The sequence below is a fragment of the Enterobacter cloacae complex sp. P27C genome (assembly GCF_014895705.1).
GTDB lineage: Bacteria > Pseudomonadota > Gammaproteobacteria > Enterobacterales > Enterobacteriaceae > Enterobacter > Enterobacter bugandensis.
The window spans coordinates 1-1,285 of sequence record NZ_JADBQB010000025.1 but is presented as its reverse complement, the minus strand read 5'-3'; the positions used below and the strand labels follow the sequence as shown (position 1 = coordinate 1,285).

General features: G+C 60.5%; 1 protein-coding gene. It reads right to left on the bottom strand.

Annotated elements, in window-relative coordinates:
- Positions 1-53: 53 nt before the first annotated feature.
- Positions 54-1,208 carry an IS481 family transposase gene (locus IM291_RS21790; protein WP_080350976.1) on the bottom strand — a complete coding sequence of 385 codons (1,155 nt, stop codon included), beginning with the start codon at positions 1,206-1,208 and terminating at the stop codon, positions 54-56.
- Between the last annotated feature and the right edge of the window lie 77 nt (positions 1,209-1,285).

The window sequence follows — 1,285 nt, the reverse complement described above, 5'->3', positions numbered from 1 at the left end:
TGTACAGTCCGGGGACATGGTAGACAGGTGTTCGGGGACATGGTGAACACTTTTTAACATCCTTTACCCATGGTGATCGACTTTTTCTTCAGGTCGATCACCCCCACTTTCGTGCTGTACCACCACACTTCATAGCAGCCGTCATCCTGCGTCTCCCTCAGCCCGACCCGTTCTCCCCTGAACGCCTTGCCTGCGCTCAGACTGACACCCTGTATGCTCAGCTTTCCGCTGACATCCACTTTCCTGACCTTCACCCCTTCATCATATTCAGGTGGCGTTACGCTGCCGCTGTACTGCCGGGCAGACGGCTGATAACGCGAGGCCGGTACCGCCATATCCAGCGCCTCGTGCGGGCGTTCAAGGTTGTACACCGTGCGCCAGTGATCGAAAGCGCGTTGCAGCTCTCCGCTGTCCGCGAACCATTTTCCCTGCAGCACTTCCGCCTTCAGGCTGCGGTGAAAACGCTCCAGCTTGCCCTGCGTCTGCGGATGATAAGGCCGGGAGTGCCCCACCCGGATACCGTGGCGCATCAGCCACAGCTCCAGCGCCGTCCAGGTGCCGGTGGTGTCGCCCCACGGTGAGCCGTTGTCCATCGTCATCCTGTCCGGCAGGCCGTAGCGTTCAAACGCGCTGACCAGCTGCTGCTGCACGGTCTCGCGCCGTTCATCGGTACAGTGCGCCAGGCACAGGGAAAAACGGGAGTGGTCGTCCAGCAGGGTGAGCGGATGGCAGCGGCCACCGCCAAAGGGAAAGTGGCCCTTAAAATCCATCTGCCAGAGCCGGTTCGGCGCGTCATGTTCGAAGCGTCCCGTAGCCGGAACGCCCGGTGATGCGCCCGGCAGCAGACCGTGACGGGCCATCAGATTATGGACGGTGCTGAAGGCGGGCATACGGTGCCCCTGGTCTTCAAGCCAGCGCTTAATCTTGCGGGCGCCCCAGCGTTGATGACGGTCATGCGCCATGCGCAGCAGGGCCGTGATGTCGTCAGATGAGCGGTTCGGGGAATGATGAGGTGCGCGGGAGCGGTCCTGAAGACCGGAGGCACCTTCCTCAGCCCAGCGCTGAAGCCACTTGTAGCCGGTGGCAGGAGAAATGCCGAACTGACGGCAGAGGAAACGGATGTTCGCCCCGTCCTGCGAGGCGAACAGCACAAACTCGGTACGTAATGACATGGTATCTCTCGCATCCCAGGGCATAAGCGACTCCATAAACGGGTTCTTATGCCTCAGTTGTAAGTGTCTACCATGTCCCCGAACAAGTGTTCACTATGTCCCCGGACCGTACA

Coding starts and splice junctions, on each gene's coding strand:
- IM291_RS21790 (WP_080350976.1), bottom strand. CDS start 1,208: ATGGAGTCGCTTATGCCCTGGGATGCGAGAGATACCATGTCATTACGT.